The organism is Magnetovibrio sp. (assembly GCF_036568125.1).
In the GTDB taxonomy this organism is placed as follows: domain Bacteria; phylum Pseudomonadota; class Alphaproteobacteria; order Rhodospirillales; family Magnetovibrionaceae; genus Magnetovibrio.
In genome coordinates, this window is sequence record NZ_DATCTF010000011.1 from 107,126 (window position 1) to 126,903 (window position 19,778).

Here is a 19,778-nt window from a genome sequence, read left to right on the forward strand (position 1 = left end):
AAATTTGAAACAATCGTGCCCATTTGAGTTCGAGGACCTTCCAAGCATATGACCGACCGCACTCCCTCCCCCTCATCGCCACAAGACGCACATCTTGCCGGAATTTCGATTATCTATCATTACAGCCACCCCAAAGAGGGATACGCCTTTCCCGGCTTGCACGGTGTTGAATCCAAAGTTTTCGAGCGCCACGTCGAAGCGCTCAAGGAAAACTTCGAAATGGTCAATTGCTCGGAATTGGTGGCAGGCACAAAAAAAACGGATCGGATCAGCGCCTGCATCACGTACGACGATGGCGTCGTCGACGTTGACCTTTACGTCCGCCCCACACTAAAAAAAGCCGGCGTACCGGCCATTGTGTTTTGCTGCTCCTTACCGCTGATGGAGCAGAAGGTTCTCAATGTTCAAAAAATTCATCTGATAATCGGCAAAATTGGCTTTGCACAATTTTTGAAGGAATTCAAAGCCGCCGCCGATACCCTGGGTTACGACCTTGACGCAGCCAGGGATGACATCAGCCACTTAGGGCTTAAGGGAAGTCACCGCTTTGACAACAAAGAGGTTGGTGATTTCAAACGTATGCTCAACTTTGAACTTCAATATGATGTTCTTGATCACATACTGGAGGTTTTGTTCGCGCATCATTTCGGTGATGAAAAAGAGGTGGTGAAACATCTGTACATGTCTCTTGACGATTTGCGTCGCTGTCAAGATGACGGGATTGAAATTGGTCTGCACACGCATTCTCACCGGGTTCTGAGCCGGCTAAATAAAGAACAACAAAAGCAAGAAATTGAACTTTGCGCCGACTTCTTTGCGCATCACCTGGATATTAAGGATCTCCATATCGCCTATCCGTATGGCGTCAACGGCACTTGGAACAAAGACACTGTCGAAATCATGGAAAATCGAAAGCTTCGCAGCGGTCACGCCTTGTATCCCAAGCCGATTGTGCAAAAAGAATTGGAAGAACGCTGGGGAATCCCCAGATATGTAACCAATGATGTATTTTCCGACGAGGGTGATATGAAATTAGATATTGCCAAGCTCAAAAACTATTAATTTCTCTTTGACTTGACACTTTTCTTTTTTCTGTAAGAGCAAAATGCTGTATCCAAAGGGTTGCAGCGCTGTTTGCTAAATCAGTTGTACGATTGGAGAAGTTTTTCGATGTCCCCCTCACAATACGACACCCTGCCCCATGATGACATCGGGCCGAAGAAAAAGCTCAATAAAACCGTATGGCTGATCGACCCTACCTACACTCAACAGCAAGTTTCTGCTGAACTGATCCCCTACGCGATGGGACTTTTGGCGTGTTACGCTGAAAAATGTATTGATTTCGACACTCCGGTCCGAATTTTCAAATACCCTGAAAAGCTTGTCGAAGCGATCGCGCAAGACGGCGCGCCGGACATCATTGGCTTTAGTCACTTCGTATGGAACGGTTATTTTGGCTATGAATTCGCCAAACGCCTCAAAGAAATCTCTCCCCAGATCATCACAATCTTTGGCGGCCCCAGCTATCCTGTTGACCGCGATGAACAAGTTGAATTTCTCGAGCACCACCCCGAAATAGACTTTTATGTCATCAAGGAAGGGGAAGTTCCCTTCGTACGCTTGCTTCAGGCCCTCATTGACGCCGATTTCAACGCCGACGCTGTAAAGCAACTTTCGATCCCGTCAGTCCACGCGATCGATGCCGCAGGAAAACCTTTCCTTGGAAATTCCAGCATTCGGTTGCGTGATCTCACGGTCATTCCATCGCCGTATCTGACGGGCCGTCTTGATGAGTTTTTCGACGGCACCTTGCTGCCGATCATGCAAGTTCGTCGGGGCTGCCCGTTTGGCTGTACCTATTGCGTAGAAGGCGACGCTTTCTATACGAAAGTCACCTCGCATGCAGAAGATAAGATCGAAGCTGAACTGAATTACATCGGCGCCATGATGGAAAAAACGCGTGGTGACAAAGGCCGCAATGACCTGTCCATCGCCGACTCCAACTTTGGCATGTACAAAGGTGACGTTGGAATAGCCAAAGCCATTGCCTCCGTGCAGGAAAAGTACAACTTCCCGGAATACATTCATGTCGCCATGGGCAAAAACCAAAAGCACCGCATTTTGGAAGTAGCCGGCATGGTCAACGGAGCTCTGCGTTTGTCCGGGTCGGTGCAAACCCTCGACCCAACGGCTCTGGAAAACGTCAACCGTGCAAACATTTCCACTGATGAAATGATGGTTTTGGCTCTTGAGGGCCGCAAAATCGACGCGAATTCCTACAGTGAAGTCATTCTCGGTTTGCCAGGCGAAACCAAGGAAGGACACTTCCATACCTTGCGCACCCTTATGGAAGCTGGCTTCAATCGCGTCATCACATATCAATTGATGATGCTGCCGGGTAGTGAACTGGCTACGCGCGCAACAATCGAGAAACACGGCATGGAACTCCGATACCGTGTTTTACCGCGCTGCTTTGGCCATTTTGATGTCGCCGGCAAACGCATCAACGCCGCCGAAGTTGAAGGTATCTGCGTATCCAACAACACGTTGTCATTTGAGGAGTATCTTGAATGTCGGCGCATGCACCTCATGATTTCGGTGTTCCACAATGACGCCGTGTTCGGAACACTGCTTAAGTTCTTAAAGTCTCTGGGCGTGCCAATCTTTCGTTGGCTTGAGCTTTTGTCTGAAACGGAGCCCGAGGGGCGCCTGAAGCAACTCCTTGCCGATTTCATGAACGACACCAGCAATGAGTTGTGGACAGATCGCGAAGCACTGGAGGCGTTCATTCAAGAAGGCGATACAGTTGAGCGCTACATCAAAGGTGAAATCGGCAACAATCTTATGCTGACCTATAAAGCATACAGCATGACCGAGTACCTTCCGGAAATTCGCGATCATGCAAAAACAACGGCTCAGACGTTGTTGCGTGAGATTGGAAAAGATACGCCGGAAAACGTTCGTTTTGTGGATGAAGCCGTTGATTTTGATGCCAGCAAAATGAGCAACATCTGGCAAAACAATGATCAAGTGATTACAGGGGTCTTCAACTACGACATCGCTCGATTCAGTTCTGAAATTGATGTCTCTGACTCGGTTAACAGCTATCTGCTCAACCAGCCGACGGACTTTCAGTTCGTTCTTCAAGAAAGTCAGAAACAGGCCATCGAGCGCAACCTTGCCGTTTTTGGAAACGATTTTAAAGGAATTGCGCGCGCATTGACGAAAACACACACCAAAAAGTTGCTACGCCAACCCCTTCGCGTAGACGCATAATTGGTTCGTGTTAAAACGTCTTGGCGCATGGAGCGTCTCGTTCACAACCTTTTCTTTGCTAAAGTTGTGTGATCAAGAATACATTTTACGCTAAATCTCCACGCTCGATCTCAAGTCGGGCGTGGAGATTGTGCGGCACTCTTCGGCTCGTTATTCCTTCCCAAATACTATTGCGGCCGACACGATAATTATTAATCAAACGACGGTACGATCGATCATGGGACTCGCAAGCTTAAAGTCAAAAATCTCAAAGCACCTAAATTTTCGTGCTCAGAAAAAGCATTATTCAAAACTTGGGTGGCGAAATGCTCCCAAATATTCGAAATATGCGAAATATTGCGCCTCTGTTTACAAGGGCGTTTTCCCATACGAAGACGAACTGCGCGATCAGGAAACCCAGTTTAACGAGCTTGGCTTCACCGTTTTCTGGGACGAGGAAATGGAAAGCATTGCCAACTCGATGTACCAGCGCATTCGGGCGTGGGAGGATGAAGGTCGCGATCTATGGAAGATCCCAACGGGTGACGATTACGGCGCTCACCAAGGCTACAAAGGTGACCTGTGGCGCGACTTTCCCGAGTTAGAACGTGCCTTTCAAGGTAAGCTGGGCGAACTCGTCAAGCAGATCTATCGTGCTGATTATAAGATTTTCTTCGGTTTGATGGTAAAGTCCGAAGGTGTCAACGTCGAGCCCGTCGGCTCGCAGTTGTGGCACAATGATGCCGGCCCCGGAAGCTGCATCATCATCGCCAACTACCTCCATGAAACAGACGAGACCAACGGCTGTCTTCAAGTTCTGCCGTGGAAGGATTCACTGGAGATCTATCGCGATGAGTGGGATGCAGACGACCGCTTGCAAGCGCAGTATTGCAAGGAACATGGCCTCCAGCGGCATGAAATCGACAAAACCACAGCGAAAACCATTCGCCATCACTGGTACGACGAAACCATCCAGTCCAAATACAAATCAAAAGTACAAATGCCGTTCGGCAAGGCTGGATCGACGGTTCTGTTTCGCAACAACATTTTGCACCGCGGCGGTCATCCCGCCCCCGGTAAAAAGCGCTATGCACTGCTGATTCATTGTTATCCCGCGAACACTCCGGCGCCGTTTGATCACTATCGTGAACACGGCATCGCCAAAACGCATCCCTACCCGGTTGATCCGGGATATTGATGCGATAAACGCGTACACCGTCGCACGCGCATCGCAGTCGCAACCGACACCCAAGTCAATTCGTTATTTGTGATCGCAATCAGCCCCGAGGCTCCAACCATGGCCCACCAGCCCGCCCCGTCCGCATCGCAAAAGTTTAATGAATCTGCGATTATCGACCTGTCTTCGAGCAACACCTGGAACGACCAGACTTTGCTCGGCTTGATGATTGAAGGGTTGCGCAAAGACGGTTTTGAAGAAAGCACTCTGGCGCACGCCGAACGTCTTCTCCACCAGCACGCCCCCAAATCATCGGAAGAGTTCATCAAAATTCTGAATGACGATGCACAAAGCTGCGACGCGAAACTCGGGGATGAAATCAAACGCATCGCGGCGTTTCACACGGCCACGGTGACGGCTAACAGCACTTGCTACTTACGCGAATCCCCTGAAAAAACCCGAACCATTCAATGGCCGAACAACCAATCCGCCAAAGTCAACGACCCATCGAACTACTTCGATATTTATGAAGACTTTTTCTACAAAACCCCACACAGGTTTATCACCAAAGACACTCCCATTGGCAGTCTAGGTTCGTGTTTCGCGCTACGCATCGCGCATCAACTTCAGGCATGGAACTACAACTATGTCATTGAAGAAGACGACCTTCCGGCTGAGATTCCCTTGGAAGAACTTCACAAGACTTCCTATCGCATGGCCCCTGCGAGAACCGGCACGCTGTTTAACACACCCAGCATGCGCCAAGTCATTCAACGGGGATTTGGCGAATGGATGCCGGATTTCTTGATTACGCGCAAAGCCAATGGGGGCATTTCAGATCCCTTTCGCACGGTCCCTGTCCCATCCGAGATCGATGCGTATATCGCCGACCAAAAAACCCACAATGCAGCGCTGCAACGGGCCATGCAAAAATGCGATGTCATGGTTCTCACGCTTGGCTTAACCGAAGCGTGGCATTTTGCGCATTCCGGTGATTATCTCAGCATCTCGCCTTGGCAGATTGATCCAGCCCTGATCCGGCAAAAAAATTTAACTGTTGAGGAAAATGTCGCCGAACTAGAAACTATCCTCGCCACGTACAAGCGACACAAACCGGATATCAAATTGATCATCAGTGTGTCACCGGTTCCGTTGAACAAAACTTTTTCAAAAGATTCGCACGTGGTTTCGGCCAACTGCCATTCCAAGTCCGTTTTGCGCGTTGCCGCAGAACAGTTTGTCCGGAACAACCCCGACCATGCATTTTATTTCCCCTCATACGAGATGGTAACCTATGGCACCCGTTCGCCGTGGGAATCCGACATGCGTCATGTGTCAAATGAAGCCGTAGGTCGGGTGATGGCGCTGTTTCAGAAGATGTTCTTTGTCGAACAAACGCCGTTGCCGCTGCTGCAACACGCGGAACCTCCGATGCCCAAAAAACAGCATGTCAAATCGCTCCTGCGCAAAGCAGCGGGGCCCTTGCTTCCAACGATCCGCCGAGTCCGGCGCGGCCTCAAATAAAATGACAACTTCACCTTCGCGGCCAGTGTTGCCATCCGTCATCTTTATCTATCCCGGCGAAGCGCGTCGTGCGCGATTGAAAGAAATCGAAACGGGCGACGCGCCTAAGGATTTCTTTTATGGCTATCCCCATATTCGCGATGCTGGTTTCAAGGTCTCCATTGGCAACAGCCGCAAGGACCCTGGCGGAATATTTGGTCAAACGTTGCTCGCCTATGAACGCCTGCGTAACCGTACTCTCAACTTCGGCCTAGCCTCGTCGCGGGTGATCGCCTTGGCCGATGAAATATCGGCCCATGACATGGCGCTTAGCTTCAACGATTTTTTCAGCCTGTCGATGGGGCTCTATCGCTCCCACATCAAGGGCAACACTCGTTTGCTCGGTGGATTTCACGGACTTTCGGATTTGGTCGATCGCGTGCCCCCCCTGCTTCGCGGCTATGCCAAATCACGCATTGCGCGCGCTATCGACGGCCTCGACCACCTGTTTTTTTCCGGAGAAGTCGATCGCGAGGTGGCCATCGAGATGTATGGCATTGATCGCGACAAAACCACTTACTATCCCTTCGGCGTCGACACTGAGTTTTGGCATCCTGCCGCTGAAGCCCGTGCTGGCACGGGTGTATTGTCCATCGGCAGCGACCCTAGCCGTGACTTCGCCACCTTGATCCAGGCCGATATTGCATGCCCCGTGCGGATCATCACACGGCTAAATGTTGCAGCACCGGGAAATCGCCCGAACGTCGAAATCGTGCGCGGCAGCTTGTTCGGTTCCGAAATTACCGACGTCATGCTGCGGGAGCTGTATCAACATGCACAGGTGATCGTGGTGCCACTCAAAAACGTCTGGCAACCGACGGGGTGTAGCGTGTCCCTGCAGGCTATGGCTTGCGGAAAACCTGTCGTGATCTCCAACATCAAGGGCCTTTGGGACCAAGCCTTAATGAAGTCCGGCGAAAATTGCCTGCTTGTTCCACCGGGTGACCCCCAAGCCTTAAGCGAAGCCATCCGCACGTTGGAACAAGACGCGCAATTGCGCCTCCGGCTGGGTGCGGCCGCCCGCGAAACGGCTGTAAAGCATTTCGCGATCTCGCGGATGAACACTGCGCTGGAAGCTATGATCCGGCAGCAAGCCGATAGGACAGGGCGCGTTTTTGCCGTATAACGCAGAGCCCGCTTCGCCACTTATATTTTGAAGATATCCACGCCAGAGTTACGACCCAACCGCCATGAATAAATTTTTATCCACGCCATGGCTATCGAGCCTGACCATCTTGCTGTTTATCGCGAGCATGTGGATCGCGGTTCACGCCCATATCGTTTCGCACCACAGCGAAGACGACCAGCAATTTTTGTATTACGCGGCCTCGAAATTGGTGAACACCGAGCAACACAACGCGATGGTGGATACGGTCAGCACATTCCTGAAATCTGAACCGGATGCTGACTTTTATTCGTTTCGATACGACGAACGTCAGCGCGTCACCGGCAATTACCCACTCATGAGCCACACCATTACTTTGGTTCGAGACGCTCTTGCCGCTGATTTAACAGATCAAAACGGCCAATACCCCTATGTGCTGAGCAGCATCTACAACATTGCCCTTCACTTCAATGTCACTTTCATCTTCCTGATTTTCGCCATCGTCCTTTTCGCCGTACGCCGGGATTACCTGCCTGCGATCGCTTTCGGATTGATGATGATTCTGGCCATAGACTGGCTCTTACCATGGAAGGTGCCGTCTTGGATCCTGCACGTCCGTCCACACAATTTCACAGAAGTGGTCGAGCGCGCCTTTCAGGCCGTCAGCTTGATCGTCACCTCGGGCGGCATGGAATCCTTCTTCCCGCGTGGCCACTTCATTGTCCTCACCATACCCGTGTTCTTGCTGCGTTGGAGTGACCGCTACAAGACCGCATATGCGCTCGCTGCATTCAGTTGCCTAGTGCACATTTCCATGGGTGCGTTGCTGCTCGTCTGTCTGATGTCGATCGACTTTTTGATGCGCCCGAAAATCTTGAAGTCGCCGCTCATTCTATCGATCATTTCCATCGCACTGGCCGTGATGGGTTCTTTAGGCATTTTGACCGATACCGGCACCCTGACATCGATACCGATCATCCTGGCCATTTCTGCAGGCGTTGCAGGCTGCTTGTACGTTGGGGCGCGTTACATCGAACGCCTAACCCCTTTCATCATTCGTGAAAGAGTTTTGCTCCCTTTAAAAGGCACCGGGCCGATTGCATCTGATTTGATTATTCTTTATGCCTTGTGGGCGCTTTTGGTGCCTTTTGCCGCGGCCATGTATTTCATAATCGGCGCGCCGCAAAATGCCTGGACGTGGGGTGAGTTGCCAGGGCGTTATCTGATGATCGTTCGCGGTCCCTTGATTGTGGCCCTGGCTATTGGCCTCTTTGCTTACCTGGACCGAAAAAAACCACGGTGGGCGACAGGAGCCACGTTTGCGGGCGTCGCCCTGGGCGTTGGCCTCTTTGTCCTTGCCCTCAACAAGCCCGGGGCATTTCAAACGTTCCCCGACCAACTTGCGGTTGGGTTCGCCGAACGGGAAAAAACCGCCATTGCCGCCTCGAATGGCACCCCCTTCGAATACGTCGAGGCCGATATTTATTTCTCCATTGCCCGCAGCATCGATTTGAATTTGCCGCTGCCAATGGGTTTGCTGAACTTCACGCCCGAGGCCTGCCATCGCCGATACCATGCCTGCGAACCTTAAAACCATGACCAAAAGGCGGTTTATTCCCCAGCATTTTCGTTCACAATATGCTGGTGTTCATCCTTTACAAACGTCACGATGCAATCGTTCGCACCATTTAATCTGAGAATTTAGAACTATGACCACGCAAGTCTGCCTCGTTCGCCCGCCGATTTTGGTCCCCAAGAGCCATCCTATCGTGCAATTTACGCCGCCCATCGGCATTGCGTACATTGCCGGCAGCTTGCGCAATGCCGATATCGATGTCTTGGTTGTCGACGGCTTGGGCGAAGCGCTGGACAATCGCCACCATGCGGACAATGATTGCTATATTTACGGGCTCCACCCCGACGAGGTGGTCGCGCGCATACCTGAAACGGCAGACGTCATTGGTATTTCCGCATCATTTTCTTTTGAGTGGCCGACCTGCCGCGATCTGATCGGACGCATCCGCAAACGTTTTCCATCCGCGTTGTTGGTTGGCGGCGGCGAACATATCACAGCTTTGCCGGAACTGAGCTTGACGGAGAGCGCTCTCGACGTTGCGGTCATGGGTGAGGGCGAAGAAACGTTTCTCAATGTCGTCAACCTTCGTCTGTCAGGCGGACAGGACCTATCATCGATAAACGGCATTCTTTTCCAAAGCGCGGACGGCGAAATTCACAAGACGCCCCCTCACGGTCGAATTCGCGACCTCGACGCCATCCCTCTGCCAGCGTGGGACAAGATCCCGATCGAGGAATACCTTGACCGTGGCATGGGATTCGGCGTCAACCGTGGCCGGTCCATGCCCGTTCTGGCCAGCCGCGGCTGTCCGTTCCAGTGTACGTTTTGTTCCAGCCCACAAATGTGGACGACCCGTTGGGTTCCGCGCGACGCCGATCTGTTGCTGGACGAATTGGCTTATTATCAAGAACGTTACGGAGTCACCAATTTCGACTTCTACGACCTAACTGCAATCGTGAAGAAAAGCTGGATCGTCGATTTCTGTAAAAAAATCGAAGAACGCGGCATGACCTTTACTTGGCAGTTGCCCAGCGGCACGCGCTCCGAAGCGATCGACCGGGAAGTAGCGGACTACCTCTATAAGTCAGGATGTCGAAATCTTTCATATTCCCCGGAAAGTGGCTCGCCGACTGTTTTGACGCGCATCAAAAAACGCATCAAAACGAAATCCGTATCGGATTCCATTCGTTCCAGCGTCGAAGCCGGTCTGAACGTCAAATGTAACCTGATCATCGGGTTCCCCGATGAGACCTATAAGGAAGTCTTCGAAACCCTTGCCTATGCCGTCGAACTGGCCATGGCTGGAGCACACGACCTCAGCATCTGGGTATTCTCGCCCTATCCAGGCTCGGAGTTGTTCGAGGAACTGACCACTTCAGGCGTGATCAGCATGAACGACGCCTATTATGACGACCTGCGCTCGTACGCCGACACCAACCGGACAAAATCATTCACCACCCATGTCACAAGCGAACGCCTGAAACTGCTGCGCCGCGTCGGCACATTGGCGTTTTACCTTGCATCATGGGCACGCAGGCCCTGGCGACCGTTTGCCATGTTGCGAAATGTGATTTCCGGCAAGCAAGAATCACGCGCCGAACTGGCGCTGTCGACCATGTTCAAACGATCGACCATGGAAACCAGCGACAAACTTGCATCCGAATCATACACTGGCAAAGTGAGTGCCCCGTCCGAGATATCATCCTCGAACAAGCCATAAAATATGAATACCCGTCGCCCAGTGAAAGTCCGGCCATGACAGAAATCTCAAAATTTAAAATAGCCGTGGTGATCCCTTGTTATCGAGTGACCGACCACATCGAAGGCGTGGTGGCGGAAATCGGGCCGGCGGTTGACCGTATTTTTTGCGTTGATGACCATTGCCCCGACCAGTCTGGCGCATACATCGAAAAAAACATCGCCGACAAACGTGTCATGGTTATCTTTCACGATCACAACCAGGGTGTCGGCGGCGCCACCATCACCGGGTATAAGGCGGCGCTGGAATACGGTGCTCACATTGTGATCAAGATCGACGGTGACGGGCAGATGAACCCACGTGAGATCGGAACCCTGATCAACCCGATCCTGGATGGCAACGCCGATTATGCCAAAGGCAATCGTTTCTTCCGCCCGGAAGATCTCGTTGGCATGCCGCGACTGCGTTTGTTCGGCAACGCCGTGCTATCGTTTTTGGCGAAATTTTCGACGGGATATTGGAATATTTTTGACCCCACCAATGGGTACACGGCAATCCATCATCATGCCTTGAGGAACATCAATCTCGACAAAGTCAGTCGCGATTATTTTTTCGAATCCGACATGCTGTTTCGCCTGAGAACCATCGGTGCCGTGACTTTGGATGTACCGCTGATGGCGCGCTATGCCGATGAAAAAAGCAATCTCAAAATCGCCAAGGTCATATTCCCTTTTCTGGCCAAACACGGCATCAACCTAGCGAAGCGGATCATCTATAATTATTACATTCGGGACTTCAGCATTGCCTCTATTCAACTGCCGCTAGGGATAGCGTTGCTTATTTTCGGCACAGTTTTTGGGCTGAGCAGTTGGATACACGGTGCTGAAACGGGCATCCCCGCAACCCCTGGCACGGTTATGATCGCGGCGTTCTCTGCATTTGCGGGCTTTCAACTGCTTTTGGGGTTCTTAAATTTTGACATGCAAAATGTTCCAAATTTACCGCTGCAAAAACTGTTCCGCGACAGGTCCGAAAGACATAACTAGTCGTTAGTTTTTTTGCATCTCCCAACTTCATCGACAAGGCTGTTCCGCCTATGGCGCAAACCGACATAACAGAGCTTCTCGCATCGTATCCACGCGCCCATCCGCCTCTATCTCCAGAATGGCAGAAAATTTACGTCGAGACTTATAAGAGCAGCCGTGACGGCAAAACGCTTCTCTATAAACTGACGCAAAAACTCGAGAGCTGGATGCACCATAGCGTTGCCTCCAAATCGCACATCCCGCGCTTGCTTGAAATTGGTGCCGGAACGCTCAATCACGTTCCTTATGAAACACAAACGGATCAATACGACATTGCCGAGCCGTTCAGCGAACTGTTCGCGGACAAGCCCAACCTGAAGAGCATTCATACCGCCTATGGGGACCTATTCGATGTGCCGTTGGAAAACCGCTATGACCGCATCATTTCCATCGCTGCACTTGAACACATCACCAATCTGCCCAACGTCGTCGCCCGGTCGGGTTTAATGCTGAACGAGGGCGGCGAGTTTCGCGCAGGAATTCCGTCTGAGGGTGGTTTTCTGTGGGGCCTGAGTTGGCGCGCCTCGGTAGGCTTGATGGCGCGCCTTAAATACGGCCTGGACTATGGCGAATTGATGCGACACGAACATGTCAGCACAGCGCCAGACATCATTGCCGTGGTGCGACACTTCTATCGCAATTGCACAATCACGCGTTTTCCGACCCCACTTCACAGCTTAAGTTTATATGCCTGCATTCGGGCATCCGACCCAGACCTGGAGCGATGTGAACAATTTGCTAACCAAGCTGGTGATGCGTGAATGCACGGTTCCAATGAGCATTCAATCTGTACGCCGTAAGGAAATACCGTGAAAATTGCCATCGGCTACAAGGTCATTGAGGGCCCATGGGGCGGCGGCAACCGTTTCGTTGGTGCGTTGAGCAATGCGCTCATGACTGCGGGACACTCGGTCGTCCACGACTTGAACGACGCCGACATCGACGTCATCTTGATCATTGATCCGCGCACCCGCATTCCCAACATCCCGTTCGGCGCGGGCGGTATCTTACGCTACCTGGCGTTTCGCAATCCCCGCGCCGTGGTCGTTCACCGCATCAACGAATGCGATGAACGCAAGAACACCCGCGGCGTCAATTTCCGCTTGAGACTTGCCAACTACGCCGCCGATCACACCGTGTTCGTCGGTTCGTGGCTCAAGGACTTGGCCGTCTGGCGCAAAGGCGACGGGCATGGCAGCAGCGTGATCCTCAACGGTGCGGACCCGGCGGTGTTCAACGCCAACGGCTCCCAATCTTGGAACGGGACCGAGCCTCTGAAGCTGGTTACCCACCACTGGGGTGGCAACTGGATGAAGGGCTTCGACATCTATCAAAAGCTCGACCGTATGATGGGCGATCCGGCATGGGCGGGTAAAATAGAATTCACCTATATCGGCAACGTCCCCAAAGGCTTCGTGTTTGAAAACGCCCGCTTGCTCGCGCCCATGGACGCAGAACACCTGGCGAGCGAACTGCGTTCCCACCATGTGTACGTGACCGGTTCGATCAACGAGCCCGGAGGAAACCACCAGAACGAAGGCGCGCTGTGCGGTTTGCCGCTTTTGTATCGCAATTCCGGTTGCATGCCCGAATATTGCGACGGCTTTGGACTGATGTTCGACGGTCCGAACGACTTCGAACCCGCCTTGTCACGCATGATCCATGAGTATGAAACGTGGCGCGCGCGGGTTGCTGCGTATCCCTGCACCACCGAACGTACGGTTCAAAGCTACCTTACACTGATACAAACCCTTCACCACGACCGCGATAAACTGGTACAAAGTCGCCACATCTGGCGGAACCCCATCGCGTTCCTCCTCAACCAATTTCCGTTTTGAGCGGCAGGCAGCGACGATGCGCAAAGACTACATGAAAGCCGAAGACAGCCAAGGTGGCGATGAAACCACGTTCATAGAAAATTACTGGACCGAGGTCTGGAACCGTCAGGGCGGCCCCAAGGGTGAAATCGATAAAATCCCCACCAAGGACGAATACAAAGTCATCAAGCCGTTCATGGACCAGTTGCCCAAAGGTGCGCGCATTCTCGACGGCGGCTGCGGCCTGGGTGATTGGACCGCGTTCTTCACCCAACAAGGCTATGACTGCGTCGGTCTGGACCTGTCTCGCGAAACGGTCGCCAAGCTGCACACGATCTTTCCCGACGTGACGTTCAAGGCCGGCGACATTCGCCACACCGAATTCGAAGACAATTCCTTCGACGCCTATTTTTCCTGGGGCGTGTTCGAACATTTCGAAGAAGGCATGCGGCCGTGCATCGACGAGGCTTACCGGGTGTTGAAGCCCGGCGGGCGTTTGTTCATTTCGGTGCCTTACGACAACCTGCGCCATGCCTTGCGCGCCGCGGGCGACTGGACGGAACGCAAAGCCGCTCAACGCCACAACCGGCGCTTTTACCAGTGGCGCTTGACCAAGGGCGAGTTGCGCGACGAACTCAGCGCCGGTGGCTTCGACGTCGATAAGGTCGCGACCATCCACAAACGTCAAGGCGTGCTGCGCAGCCTGCATCATGAATTCAAACTCAACTACAGCTGGTTCGTCACCCGCGGCGCAAGCTTGGTTCTGGCCCCGGTCCTACCGGGTGGGCTGATGGCGCACATGATCCTGGCAGTGGCGCAAAAACCGCTTGAGGGTTAAGCTCGGCACACACTTTCGGAAACGGGTATGACGACACAAACGAAACGCGCATTGATTTTTGGGATTTCCGGTCAAGACGGAGCCTATTTGGCGCGGCTGTTGCTCGACAAGGGCTATACGGTCTTCGGCACCTCGCGCGATGCGGAAATGACCAGCGCCGCCAATTTGGTGCGTTTGGGCGTGCGCGAGCGCGTCACGCTGATTTCATCTGTTCCTTCCGATTACCACAGCGCCACCAAGGCCATCACCCAAGCCAGACCGGACGAAATCTATAATCTTAGCGGTCAAAGCTCGGTGGGGTTGTCGTTCGAACAACCGGCCGAAACGCTCAATTCAATCGCGCTTGGCACACTCAACATTTTGGATGCTGTGCGCGCCACCAACCCCGACATCCGCTTTTACAACGCCAGTTCCGGCGAATGCTTTGGCGACACCAACGGTGTGCCTGCCAACGAAAAAACCGCGTTCAATCCGTGCAGTCCATACGCCATCGCCAAGGCGGCGGCTTATTGGGAGGTCGCCAATTACCGCGCCGCTTACGGGCTCTATGCGTGTTCGGGAATCTTGTTCAATCACGAATCGCCCCTGCGACCAGCACGCTTCGTGACGCAAAAAATTATCCAAGGCGCGGTCAAAGCGGCACGTGGGCAGACCGATAAGCTGCATCTGGGTGATTTGACCATCCGCCGCGACTGGGGCTGGGCGCCCGAATACGTAGATGCCATGTGGCGCATGCTGCAACAGGACAGTCCCGACGATTTCGTCATCGCCACCGGCCGCAGCTATCCATTGGAAGATTTCGTCAAGTTCGCCTATGCGCATTTCGACTTGGATTATCGCGACCATGTCGTCGCCAATGAACAGCTTTTACGCCCAACGGAACTTATGCATGGCCTAGGCGATGCCTCGAAAGCTGCCCAGCATTTAAACTGGCGTCCGAGCAAGGAAATGCCCGATGTGGTCAACGCCATGGCCGACGCGGAAATGGCCCGACAAAAAGGCGAGGACGAGCATTTATGAGCGGCGTGACCGACAGCTTGCGTGTATTGCGCAACACCGCCAAGTGCCTGCCTACACGTATTTTATCCTCCATCGGCATCAGCACGCCGAAGGGCGCACCGGTGCGCTTCATCATCGAGGACGCCAACTGGGCGATCCGCTGGGTAGGCGAAAACATCCGCGACGAAATCAACAAGCTGCACGGCGAGACGTGCGAAGTCTCCATCACACCGGTCGGCGCAATTGATCGCGTGGTGCATTTTGGCTCACAGTACATGTGGCTGAATTGGGGTGGGGCTGCGGGGCCTTCCAACAAATATGTGGTGTCGTTCTTTCACGGCAAGCGCGAGGACGGTCCCGATGTATCGCGGCACATCGACGATTTTTTAGCCTCGGAACCGAAGCTCGCGCGCATCGTCGCGTCCAACAGCTTGGTGCATGACCGCCTACTGTCGTGGGGCGTTTCGGCGGATAAAATCGTGCGCATCCCCATCGGCGTGAACACCAACGTGTTCGTCCCGCCCAGCGCCGAACAACGCCAAGCAGCCCGCACCAAGTTCAACATCCCCGACGACGCCATCGTCATCGGCTCGTTCCAAAAGGACGGCGTCGGTTGGGGTGACGGAATGGAACCCAAACTTATCAAAGGTCCCGATATCTACGTCGATACCATGAGGGAGCTGGCCAAAGACCTGCCGGTATTCGCCATGTTGACGGGACCGGCGCGCGGCTACGTCAAAGCGCGGCTCGAAGAGGCTGGTATTCCTTACGCCCACGCTTACCCCGATGCGCACGCCGACTTGGTGCAGTGCTATCACGCGCTCGATCTATATACCGTCAGCTCCCGCGAAGAAGGCGGACCCATGGGTTTGATGGAAAGCATGGCGACCCATGTTCCTGTGGTCTCGACCAATGTCGGCATGGCCCCGGACCTGATCGATGACGGGGTTACCGGCGGGCTTGATCTCACCGTCACGCCTTCAGGCTTGGCGGCCAAGGTTCGCGCCATCCTTGCCCCATCCATTGATCGCGCCGCACTGACACAGCGCGCGCGCCAAGCGGTGATGGTGTGCGACTGGGCGGTGGTCGGCAAGCGCCACTACGAAGAAGTTTATCTGCCCTTGATGGCTGATCGATGAAACCAGACGCCTCAGACCCCGGCCTGGAAATCAGCGGCGACGGACACATGTCCGTCACGGACCGCTTGAGGTATCTTTATCGCAACGCGCTGCGCAACATGCGCCCTCGCCGCCGCACGATCCGGGCCGAGACTTATCATCCACGCACGATGACAGACGCCATGGCGATGGCCTCGCCGAGCCGCGCATTGACCTTGTCTTTCCTCGAAACCAAGCTTCCCACCGTTCAGCCACACACCACGGTGCGAGTCCTCGACGTTGGCTGCGGCAGCGGCTTCATGAGCGACACCCTGGCGGCACTCGGCTATGGCGGCGTTTACACCGGCATCGATATCGGTGATCGTTTTCGCACAAACGTTGCGCACCCCGATGCGTTCGAACGCAGTTTCGTCAACGCCGACGCGCATACCTTCGAAACCGACGAACCGTACGATCTGATCCTTTCGTTTTCCGCGTTGGAGCACATTCCCGACGATCAAAAGCTGATCGCGCACTTGGACACGATTTTGGCCGAGGACGGCGCGCACCTGCACATTGTTCCGGCAGCGTGGGGCTTGCCTTTATATTTGTGGCACGGGTTTCGTCAGTACAGCCTTGCCGACATCGAACAACGTTTTGGCTCATCCGGTCTCAAGGTTTACGCCCTGGGCGGTTTGTTCAGTTTCATGTTGCACTTCATCTTCATCACGGTTTTGGAAATGCTATTGCGCTTGCCGGCGCGCAAGGCGCTCCGTCGCCCATACATGGCCTTGCATCGCGCCTGTTTGCGCCTGGACCGGTTCGCACCTCTGGTCCCATCGGCTTACGTTATTTGCAAAACCAAGTTAACCGAGGGGCTTACATAACATGTGCGGCATCTCGGGTCTGTTGACGCAAACGGCGGTGGACCTCGAAGGTCTGGCTGTCGCCATGAGCGACAGCATGGATCACCGCGGTCCCGACGACCAAGGGGTTTGGAGCGACCGCGATGCCGGTATCGCACTCAGCCATCGCCGTCTTTCGATCATTGATTGCAGCCCTGCCGGACATCAGCCGATGGCGTCGGCCAGCGGCCGCTTTGTGATTTCCTACAACGGTGAAATCTATAATTTCGCCGACATCGCCAAGGACCTGCACGCCGCCGGACATAGCGTCAAAGGCGGATCGGATACCGCCGTGTTGTTGGAAGCCTGCGCCGCATGGGGGGTAGAGGCTACCCTGGAACGCTGCATCGGCATGTTCGCCTTCGCCCTTTGGGACCGTGACACCCGCACCCTCACCTTGGCGCGCGACCGGCTCGGCATCAAGCCGCTGTATTGGGCCCATGTCGACGGAACATATCTATTCGCATCCGAGCTCAAGGCCCTGCGCGCGACGAAGCTTGTCGACGAACGGATCGACCGCGATGCGCTGGCAGGATATCTGCGCCACGCCTACGTGCCCGCGCCGCAAACCATTTTCAAAGATGTCTTCAAGCTGCCGCCCGGTCACACCCTGACGGTCCGCGCCGACGATGAGGCCGAGTTGCGCCCCTACTGGGATCTGCGCGCCATCGCGCGTCACGGGTTCAACACCCCCTTTTCCGGCACCTACGACGAAGCCCTCACCGAACTCGAACGTCACCTTTCCGATGCCGTTGCAAAACGCATGGTCGCCGACGTACCGCTGGGGGCTTTTTTATCGGGTGGCGTCGACTCATCGACCGTCGTCGCCCTGATGCAGGCCGCCAGCTCGCGCCCGGTTAAAAGCTTTTCCATCGGCTTTCACGACAAGACCTTCGACGAATCCGCCCATGCCAAGGCTGTTGCGGATCATCTGGGCACGGATCACACCGAACTGTTCGTCACCCCGCAAGATGCGCTGGACGCGGTCGTCGAGTTGCCCCGCTGGTACGACGAGCCGTTCGCCGACAGCTCGCAAATCCCCACCCTGTTGCTGTCGCGTCTGACTCGCCAACACGTCACCGTGGCGCTGTCGGGCGACGGCGGGGACGAGGTATTCGCCGGTTACAACCGCCACTTTTGGGCCTCCCGCATTTGGAACAACGCCGAACGCATTCCCGGTTTTGCGCGCACCATGGCCGCAGGGTTGATCACCGCCGTTCCACCCAGCGCGTGGGATAGCCTCGCCAAGGCGGTGCCGGTAAGCGGTATTCCGCCGCAGCTGGGCGATAAGCTGCACAAGGTCGCCAACATCTTGGGCGCGGATGACATCGACGGCGTCTATCGCCGCTTGGTCAGCCAATGGCAGGACCCGTCCAGCGCGTTGCTCAACGCCCATGAACGTCAAGGGGTGCTGTGGGACGAGACCACCGCCCATGACCGCCCCGATGCCATCGGCCGCATGCAGATGTTGGATATGTTGACGTATTTACCCGATGACATTTTGACCAAGGTCGATCGCGCTTCGATGGCGGCATCTTTGGAAGCGCGGGTGCCGTTGCTCGATCATCGGGTGGTGGAATTCGCCTGGACCCTGCCGCGCGATTTCATGGTGCGTGACGGTCGAGGCAAGGCGATCTTGCGCGACGTACTGTATCGCCATGTGCCCCGCGAGTTGATCGAACGCCCCAAGATGGGCTTCGGCGTACCACTGGCCGATTGGCTGCGCGGCGATCTGCGCGAATGGGCGGAAGATTTGTTGTCCGCCGAACGTCTCAACGCCGACGGTTATTTCAACGTTGCGGTCGTGCGCAACCTCTGGGCGGACCATCTATCGGGCAAGCGCAACGCCCAACACGCGTTATGGGCGGTTTTGATGTTCCAGGCGTGGCGTGTGTCTAAGCCTTAAGCGGGCGTGCACACAGCCCAAATTTCGCCCCACCGCACATCTTGGCTTTCGATCTGAAGGCCCGCGCGCGCGGTTTCGTCGGCGAATTCCTCCAACGTATGTTCGATGTAGTGGGTGGTGTCGGAAAAATAGCCGATGCCCAATTCCTTACGCATGGGCAAATGCCAGGAGCGTTCGAACACAGGCACGCGGATCAGCACCTTTTTGGGTTGAACCTTGCTCAGCAATCCCCGCATGAACGCGACCCGGTCTTCGATGTGTTCCCACACGTTGGACAGCACCATCACGTCCCATTGACCGGACGGTAGATCACGCAAGGCGTCGCCGAGAACGAACGTCAGATTGGCGGGGTTGTCGGCGTTTTGCGCTTGGGCCAGACGCGGCCCGTCGCTATCGATGCCCGTCACCTTGGCCCCGTCCACCCGCGCAGCGATGGAGCGCGCCAACGCCCCATAACCACAGCCGATGTCCACCACTGCGCTGCCGGGCGCGATGTTGTCGACGAAGAAGTCGTGGTAGCGGGTCAAGCGGTGCTTGGGATGCACGCCGTCACCCAACGCCATGGCACGTTCCGAAATCACCTTTTCCGCCATATCGAGAATTTGAAACTGACGGCGCAACGCGTCCGCAGGCGCGCCGACACGCGAATCCAAAACCATCAGGCCTTTGATCAATCCCAATCGCGCCTTTGCAGGGATCAGGTACAACGGCCACGACAACACGCGGATCAAGGCAAGCAGCAGGGGTCTCATTCGT

At 54.6% G+C, this 19,778-nt stretch carries 16 protein-coding genes; 15 read left to right on the top strand and 1 reads right to left on the bottom strand.

Translation table 11 applies throughout. The annotated features are described in order from the left end of the window. The first annotated feature begins 48 nt into the window (after positions 1 to 48). The 15 genes from VIN96_RS08895 to asnB all read left to right on the top strand — a co-directional run bounded on the left by VIN96_RS08895 (position 49) and on the right by asnB (position 19,022). Positions 49 to 1,062 (top strand): polysaccharide deacetylase family protein, encoded by a 1,014-nt coding sequence (locus tag VIN96_RS08895; protein WP_331895549.1) that lies wholly within the window; start codon positions 49 to 51, stop codon positions 1,060 to 1,062. A gap of 108 nt (positions 1,063 to 1,170) precedes the next feature. Continuing rightward, on the top strand, positions 1,171 to 3,276 hold the full coding sequence (locus VIN96_RS08900) for a B12-binding domain-containing radical SAM protein (RefSeq protein ID WP_331895551.1): 2,106 nt from the start codon (positions 1,171 to 1,173) through the stop codon (positions 3,274 to 3,276). A gap of 217 nt (positions 3,277 to 3,493) precedes the next feature. Further along, positions 3,494 to 4,453, top strand: coding sequence for a phytanoyl-CoA dioxygenase family protein (locus VIN96_RS08905; RefSeq protein ID WP_331895552.1), 960 nt, complete (start codon positions 3,494 to 3,496; stop codon positions 4,451 to 4,453). Between the two features lie 99 nt (positions 4,454 to 4,552). After that, complete coding sequence (locus VIN96_RS08910; protein WP_331895553.1) at positions 4,553 to 5,956, top strand: GSCFA domain-containing protein; 1,404 nt, start codon at positions 4,553 to 4,555, stop codon at positions 5,954 to 5,956. Between the two features lie 76 nt (positions 5,957 to 6,032). Then, entirely contained in the window at positions 6,033 to 7,121 is a 1,089-nt protein-coding gene (locus VIN96_RS08915) for a glycosyltransferase family 4 protein (RefSeq protein ID WP_331895555.1), read from the top strand. A gap of 64 nt (positions 7,122 to 7,185) precedes the next feature. Beyond that, positions 7,186 to 8,691 carry a hypothetical protein gene (locus VIN96_RS08920; RefSeq protein WP_331895557.1) on the top strand — a complete coding sequence of 502 codons (1,506 nt, stop codon included), beginning with the start codon at positions 7,186 to 7,188 and terminating at the stop codon, positions 8,689 to 8,691. 118 nt (positions 8,692 to 8,809) lie between these two features. After that, positions 8,810 to 10,396: a B12-binding domain-containing radical SAM protein gene (locus VIN96_RS08925; protein ID WP_331895558.1), complete on the top strand. Its 1,587-nt coding sequence runs from the start codon at positions 8,810 to 8,812 to the stop codon at positions 10,394 to 10,396. Between the two features lie 35 nt (positions 10,397 to 10,431). Continuing rightward, on the top strand, positions 10,432 to 11,421 hold the full coding sequence (locus tag VIN96_RS08930; protein ID WP_331895560.1) for a glycosyltransferase: 990 nt from the start codon (positions 10,432 to 10,434) through the stop codon (positions 11,419 to 11,421). 50 nt (positions 11,422 to 11,471) lie between these two features. Next, positions 11,472 to 12,221: a hypothetical protein gene (locus VIN96_RS08935; RefSeq protein WP_331895561.1), complete on the top strand. Its 750-nt coding sequence runs from the start codon at positions 11,472 to 11,474 to the stop codon at positions 12,219 to 12,221. 48 nt (positions 12,222 to 12,269) lie between these two features. Then, complete coding sequence (locus VIN96_RS08940) at positions 12,270 to 13,298, top strand: hypothetical protein (protein WP_331895563.1); 1,029 nt, start codon at positions 12,270 to 12,272, stop codon at positions 13,296 to 13,298. Positions 13,299 to 13,314: 16 nt separating this feature from the next. After that, positions 13,315 to 14,115 carry a class I SAM-dependent methyltransferase gene (locus VIN96_RS08945; protein WP_331895565.1) on the top strand — a complete coding sequence of 267 codons (801 nt, stop codon included), beginning with the start codon at positions 13,315 to 13,317 and terminating at the stop codon, positions 14,113 to 14,115. A 27-nt stretch (positions 14,116 to 14,142) separates the two neighbouring features. Then, positions 14,143 to 15,135 (top strand): GDP-mannose 4,6-dehydratase, encoded by a 993-nt coding sequence (locus VIN96_RS08950; protein ID WP_331895567.1) that lies wholly within the window; start codon positions 14,143 to 14,145, stop codon positions 15,133 to 15,135. Beyond that, positions 15,132 to 16,253 (top strand): glycosyltransferase family 4 protein, encoded by a 1,122-nt coding sequence (locus tag VIN96_RS08955; protein ID WP_331895568.1) that lies wholly within the window; start codon positions 15,132 to 15,134, stop codon positions 16,251 to 16,253. Before VIN96_RS08950 ends, VIN96_RS08955 begins: the two co-directional genes overlap by 4 nt. After that, positions 16,250 to 17,098, top strand: coding sequence for a class I SAM-dependent methyltransferase (locus tag VIN96_RS08960; RefSeq protein WP_331895569.1), 849 nt, complete (start codon positions 16,250 to 16,252; stop codon positions 17,096 to 17,098). The genes VIN96_RS08955 and VIN96_RS08960 overlap by 4 nt, the downstream gene beginning before the upstream one ends. Position 17,099: 1 nt before the next feature. Further along, complete coding sequence (gene asnB, locus VIN96_RS08965; RefSeq protein ID WP_331895570.1) at positions 17,100 to 19,022, top strand: asparagine synthase (glutamine-hydrolyzing); 1,923 nt, start codon at positions 17,100 to 17,102, stop codon at positions 19,020 to 19,022. Here asnB and VIN96_RS08970 read toward each other — a convergent pair. After that, positions 19,019 to 19,774, bottom strand: coding sequence for a class I SAM-dependent methyltransferase (locus VIN96_RS08970; protein WP_331895572.1), 756 nt, complete (start codon positions 19,772 to 19,774; stop codon positions 19,019 to 19,021). The two genes, asnB and VIN96_RS08970, sit on opposite strands and share 4 nt — an antisense overlap. Positions 19,775 to 19,778: the final 4 nt, after the last annotated feature.